Below are 4,409 nucleotides of genomic sequence, written 5' to 3'. Positions count from 1 at the left end.
GCGGTCTCGATGTACAGGTTCTGGCCGCGCGGCTCGAGGCCGGCCGGGTTGATGAAGGACGCCATCGCCAGGTTGCCCACGGCCTGGGGCGCGGCATTGCCGGGCATCAGGGCGCTGACCACGCCTTGGGCGCTGATGCTGACGCTGGTCGCACCCGCGGGAATGGTGATGCCGCCGCCCACCGGCAGGCCGCTGGCGGTGACCAGCTGGCCCTGGGCATTGACCTGGAACGAGCCGTCACGCGTATAGGCCGTGGTGCCGTCGGGCTGGGTGACTTCGAAGAAGCCGTTGCCGTTGATCGCCACGTCCAGCGAATTGTTCGATTGCTGCAGCGTGCCCTGCAGGAAGTTGCGGCTGGTGGCCGCGGCGCGCACGCCCAGGCCCAGATGCAGGCCCGTGGGCAGCTGGTTTTCCTCGGTGGTCTGGGCACCGACCTGGCGCAGGTTCTGATAGATCAGGTCTTCGAAAACCGCATTGGCGCGCTTGTAGCCCGTGGTCGAGACGTTGGCCAGGTTATGGGAAATCACGTCCAGCTGGGTCTGCTGGGCTTCCATGCCGGTCTTGGAGATGAAAAGCGAGTTGATCATGGCTAAATCCTGGTTATCCGTTCATGCTCAGCAGCTGGGCAGCGGTCTTGTCATTGGTTTCCGCGGTCTGCATCAGGCGCATCTGCGTTTCGAACTGGCGCGAGGCGGCGATCATGCCGACCATGCTTTCGACGGAATTGACGTTCGAGCCTTCGATCGCACCCGACAGCAGGCGCGCGTTGGCATCGTTGGGCAGCGGGTCGCCGTTGGCGGCGCGAAACAGTCCGTCATCGCTGCGCTTCAGCGGGTTTTCGGCGTCGGGTGTGGCGAGCTTGACGCGGCCCGCGATCAGCGGCGGCTGGTCGGCGAGCTTGGCCGTCACGGTGCCGTCGGAGGCAAGCGAGATTTCCGCGCCCTGCGGAACTTCGATCGGCGCGCCGCCGTCCGAGAGCACGGGCAGTCCCGTGCTGGTCAGCAATGCGCCTTGCTCCGAGACTTCGAACACGCCGCTGCGCGTATAGGCTTCGAGGCCGTCGAGGCCTTGCACGCCGAACCAGGCATTGCCCATGGCCATCGCGTCGAGCGCGCGGCCGGTGCGCTGGGCCGGGCCGGCTGTTTCCAGATGGCCCGACGTGGCTTCGAGCGCGAACACGCGCGTTGACGAGCCGCTGCCCTGCAGCGGCACGGAACGGAACGTCGACATCTCGGCGCGAAAGCCGTTGGTGCCGGAGTTCGCCAGGTTGTTGGACAACACCGCCTGCCGGTGGGCCGCGGCGTTGGCGCCGGTCATGGCGGTGTAGATGATGCGGTCCATGGCGGAACTCCTTTAGCGGGTCAAATCAACGCAGGTTCACCAGGGTCGAGAAGACCTGGTCTTGCGTCTTGATGGTCTGGGCGTTGGCCTGGTAGGCGCGCTGGGCGCCCATCATGTTCACCAGTTCGGCCGTCAGGTCGACGTTGGAGCTCTCGAGCGCGCCCGAGATCATGGCGCCGAAGCTGCCGCTCTTGGCCGTGCCGTACAGCGGCGCGCCCGAGTCGGCCGTGGCCACCCAGTTGTTGCCGCCGATCGCCGACAGGCCCTGGCTGTTGCTGAACTTGGCCAGCGCCAGTTGGCTTTCGGCGCGCGTCACTCCGTTGGAGTAGCTGGCCATGATGGTGCCGTCGGTGCTGATCTTGATGCCGTTGAGCTCGCCCGCGGCATAGCCGTTGTGGGTCAGCTTGGAGACCGAGAACTCGCTGCTCGACTGCGTCACGCCGCTCAGATTCAGCGAGATGCTCAGATCCTGCACCGGGTTCGCACCGCCGTTGTTGGGGTTGGGCAGATCGGCCGCGGCGACGGTCATCGCGATCGGGCTGCCCGACACCAGATTGCCGCTGCCGTCGAAGACCAGCTGGCCGATGCTGGTTGCGGCCGTATCCAGCGAGTTGAACACGTTCCAGGTGTTGCCCGCGGACTTCTCGAAGTACAGCGCGACCGGCGTGGCAATGCCCTGGCTGTCATAGACTTCGATCGACGTGCCGTAGGTGGCGCGCGGCGTTGCCGGCACGGGCGGCACTGCGGCGGGGTCGCCGGCGGCGTTCTCGGCGCGCGCGCTCAGGTTCAGCGCGGCCGTGATCTCCGTCGTTTCCTTGGCGGGAATCGGCTGGCCGGTGGGGAACTTGAGGGCTTCCAGCGTCGTGCCGCTGGTCAGGCCGGTCGCGGGGTCGATCGGATAGCCCATGACGCTGGCGCCGTCGGTGGTGATCATGTTGCCGGCCTTGTCGAGCTGGAAATTGCCCGAGCGCGTATAGGCCTGGGTGCCGTCGGTCAGCTTCACGTGGAAGAAGCCGTCGCCGTTGATCGCCAGATCGAGGCTGTTGCCCGTGCTGTTGATCGCGCCCTGGGTGAACTGCTGCGAGACCGCGGCGACATTCACGCCAATGCCTGCGGTCGAGCCGCTCGACGAGCCGATGGCGCTGGCCACCATTTCGGCGAAATCGGCACGCGAGGACTTGAAGCCTGTGGTGCTGGAGTTGGCGACGTTGTGGCCGATGACGTCCAGGTTCTTGCTGGCGGCGTTGAGGCCCGAAAGGCCGTGTTGGAATCCCATGGTGTTCTCCTGCGGTGATCGTGTGCGTGGTCGCGGGTCTTAGAAGACGGCCTTGACCTTGTTGTAGGCCAGGCTCTCGCCGTTTTCGAGTTCCAGCGTCAGTGCGCCGTCGGTGGTGCTGGTGGCGACCACCATGTTGGGCGACAGCGTCGTGCTTGCGACCTTGGCCGCGCCGTTCGCCGCGACGACTTCGAAGCGCAGGCCGCTGACATCGCCCGTGTATTTGCTGCTGTCCCAGGCGAAGTAATGCCGGCCTGCTTCGAGCGTGCCCATGCTCACGGTGTCGACGACCGTGCCCGAAGCCGTGGTGATCTTGACGTCCACGCTGGCGGCCGAGCCGTTCAGATCGAACGCCGCGGTGCTGATCTTCTCGACCGGCGTGCCCAGCGCATTGCCTTCGGAGAGCACGGTGCGGCCTATCATCGATGTGCCCTGCAGCACCTGCATCGCGGTGAACTGCGACGACATCGTTTCCATCGTGCTGTTGAGCGCGTTGATGCCCACCACCGTGTTGATCTGCGCCATCTGCGACGTCATCTCGGCGTTGTCCATGGGATTCATCGGATCCTGGTTGTTCAACTGCGCGACCAGCAGTTTCAGGAAGCGGTCCTGCGCTGCCGCGGGATCGGTCGATGAACCCGAGGTGGCCGAAGTGCCGCTGGTGCTGGTGCCGGTGGTCGGTATGACGGGATTGGTAATCATGGCTTATTGCCCCATTTGCAAAGTCTTGAGCAGCAGCGACTTGGCGGTGTTCATGACTTCGACGTTGTTCTGATAGGAGCGCGAAGCCGAGATCATGTTGACCATTTCGTCGACGGCATTCACGTTGGAGTGGGTCACATAGCCCTGCTCGTCGGCCAGCGGGTGGTTGGGGTCGAGCACCTTGCGGCCCGGAGACTGGTTCTCGTTGATCGCGCTGACGCGCACGCCCGAGGCCGCTTCCGCGCCCAGCGGCGTGGTCTGGAAGACCACCTGGCGCGCCTTGTAGGCCTGGCCGTCGGGTCCGGCCACGGCATCGACGTTGGCCAGATTGCTGGCGACCACGTTGAGGCGCTGCGACTGGGCGCTCACGGCGCTGCCGGAGACGCTGAAGATGGAGAACATGGACATAGGTGCTACCTTTTAAGGGTTCGGTGCGCGTGCTTACTGGCCTTGGATGGCGCTGAGCATGCCCTTGGCCTGGCCGTTGATGAAGCGCAGCGTGGCTTCGTAGCGCACGGAGTTGTCGACGAAGTTCGCGCGCTCGCGGTCCAGGTCGACAGTGTTGTTGTCGAGGCTGGGCTGGGATTGCACCGAGTAGCCCAGGGCTACGGTGCTGTGGCTGGTCTGCGCTGCGGGCAGCGGCATATGGCCCTGGTGGCTGACGCTGCTGCCCGCGAGCTGGCTCGTGCCTTCGGTCGCGGCGCGCAGCGCCTGGGAGAAATTGAGATCGCGCGCCACAAAGCCCGGGGTGTCCGCATTGGCAATGTTGCTGGCGATCAGGCGCTGGCGTTCTGCGCGCAGCACGAGAGCGGTGCTATGGAAATCCAGGCGGCTGGTCATTTTGTCGAGCATGTGGGCCTCGCGCTTGTGGCTTCGGAAAAAGGTGGCCCCGCCGCAGCGGAGTCATGAAGGCGCAATGCAGGACGCACCGCGACAGGCCTTGATTATGGAAATTGCCCCGTTTTTCTAAAGCGTGAAGAACGCGTGGATTGCTGCGCAGTTTCGTGCTTTGCGATCGCGGCAAACGCACTAAAGTCGGCACCAGGCCATGCTGGCGGCCGCGCCCTGGGCGCAGTGCCGCATTGCCGCA

At 65.0% G+C, this 4,409-nt stretch carries 6 protein-coding genes; all 6 read right to left on the bottom strand.

The window, feature by feature from the left end; genetic code table 11:
- The coding region (gene flgG / locus RR928_RS22510; protein WP_332684335.1) for a flagellar basal-body rod protein FlgG at positions 1–587 on the bottom strand (587 nt) is incomplete at its 3' end.
- 13 nt (positions 588–600) lie between these two features.
- Entirely contained in the window at positions 601–1,341 is a 741-nt protein-coding gene (locus RR928_RS22505) for a flagellar basal body rod protein FlgF (protein WP_332537038.1), read from the bottom strand.
- A 25-nt stretch (positions 1,342–1,366) separates the two neighbouring features.
- Positions 1,367–2,617 (bottom strand): flagellar hook protein FlgE, encoded by a 1,251-nt coding sequence (gene flgE / locus RR928_RS22500; RefSeq protein ID WP_332537039.1) that lies wholly within the window; start codon positions 2,615–2,617, stop codon positions 1,367–1,369.
- Positions 2,618–2,656: 39 nt separating this feature from the next.
- Complete coding sequence (locus RR928_RS22495) at positions 2,657–3,319, bottom strand: flagellar hook assembly protein FlgD (protein WP_332537040.1); 663 nt, start codon at positions 3,317–3,319, stop codon at positions 2,657–2,659.
- A gap of 3 nt (positions 3,320–3,322) precedes the next feature.
- A complete protein-coding gene (gene flgC, locus RR928_RS22490) occupies positions 3,323–3,727 on the bottom strand; it encodes a flagellar basal body rod protein FlgC (RefSeq protein WP_332537042.1) in 405 nt (134 codons plus the stop codon).
- A gap of 33 nt (positions 3,728–3,760) precedes the next feature.
- Positions 3,761–4,171 carry a flagellar basal body rod protein FlgB gene (gene flgB, locus RR928_RS22485; RefSeq protein ID WP_332537044.1) on the bottom strand — a complete coding sequence of 137 codons (411 nt, stop codon included), beginning with the start codon at positions 4,169–4,171 and terminating at the stop codon, positions 3,761–3,763.
- Between the last annotated feature and the right edge of the window lie 238 nt (positions 4,172–4,409).

The organism is Comamonas sp. (assembly GCF_036666375.1).
GTDB lineage: Bacteria > Pseudomonadota > Gammaproteobacteria > Burkholderiales > Burkholderiaceae_C > Comamonas.
The sequence above is the reverse complement of the archived record's forward strand: the minus strand, read 5'-3'. Positions and strand labels throughout refer to the sequence as shown.

Excerpts from the sequence above, each read along its gene's own strand:
- flgC (WP_332537042.1), bottom strand. The coding sequence starts at position 3,727 with ATGTCCATGTTCTCCATCTTCAGCGTCTCCGGCAGCGCCGTGAGCGCC.
- RR928_RS22495 (WP_332537040.1), bottom strand. The coding sequence starts at position 3,319 with ATGATTACCAATCCCGTCATACCGACCACCGGCACCAGCACCAGCGGC.
- RR928_RS22505 (WP_332537038.1), bottom strand. The coding sequence starts at position 1,341 with ATGGACCGCATCATCTACACCGCCATGACCGGCGCCAACGCCGCGGCC.
- flgB (WP_332537044.1), bottom strand. The coding sequence starts at position 4,171 with ATGCTCGACAAAATGACCAGCCGCCTGGATTTCCATAGCACCGCTCTC.
- flgE (WP_332537039.1), bottom strand. The coding sequence starts at position 2,617 with ATGGGATTCCAACACGGCCTTTCGGGCCTCAACGCCGCCAGCAAGAAC.